Annotated in this window: 1 protein-coding gene and 1 pseudogene; both read right to left on the reverse strand. The window is 54.9% G+C overall.

Annotated elements, in window-relative coordinates; translation table 11 throughout:
* Positions 1-623: pseudogene (locus L692_RS0120355) on the reverse strand (hypothetical protein); the annotation flags it as partial.
* Positions 624-644: 21 nt separating this feature from the next.
* A partial coding sequence (locus L692_RS0120360) for a PAAR-like protein (protein ID WP_025701886.1) occupies positions 645-851 on the reverse strand: 207 nt, incomplete at its 5' end.

Consider the following 851-nt stretch of genomic DNA (forward strand, 5'->3'; position numbering starts at 1 on the left):
TTGTAGGCGGTTAAGTTTTTGCGGGCGGTATACGCTGTGCCTGCGGGCAGGGTACGGGCGGCGCCTTGAGGCATACCAAAGTAGATTTTCGGCCCTGCTGCTTCCAATATATCACATACGATAACCGCCTGTAAGCGGCTGGCCAGCCGCTTGAGCAGCTCCCAGTCCGTTTCATCGTACTGCAAGATGGCGTCGCCTACCGCTCCCTGTTCACCGGCGCTAGGTAAAGCATCGCTATTCGGATAATCTTGCATCACTTTGGACACGAGTTCCGGGTAGGTTTGATTCACCTCGGGGAAGGAACGCTTCTTTTTTTCAATATCCATCTGATAAGAAGCGCTTACGCCTTCAACGACCACCTGATGGACGCCCTGGATATGGGATAGCGCGACATGGCTGACCGTTCCTTTAAACAAGGGGATATCCTGCCCGCCTTCGCTATAGAACAGGTGAATCTCATCCTCGGCGGAAGCCCCCAGGACAGCCGACGTCTGACGCGCTTCCTCGCTAATGGCGTGAAGGATCATCCGGCCATGTTCCCCCGGCTTCCACTCCAGAGTCAGATCCGTAATACGCTGTATGTAAAAAGGGGAGACGACCTTGAGCTGATGATAATGGATCATCCTCTTTGCACCTCCACCCGGCTATTCATCTTCCTGGCCCGTCTTTTCAAAATAAATGCAGCCTTCGGGCAGATGCTGGCAGATCAGATAAGACGCGCTGGTCAGCGCCGGCTGGTCCCCCACGAGCATATCCGCTTTCGTCTGATTCCAGCAGGCCGTAATCACCGGCAGGCAAGGCTTGCCTTGAATCGGCCCCCCTTGTTCCGACACCAAATAAATCGTCTCGCC

Source organism: Paenibacillus forsythiae T98 (assembly GCF_000520735.1).
Taxonomy (GTDB): Bacteria; Bacillota; Bacilli; order Paenibacillales; family Paenibacillaceae; genus Paenibacillus_AQ; species Paenibacillus_AQ forsythiae.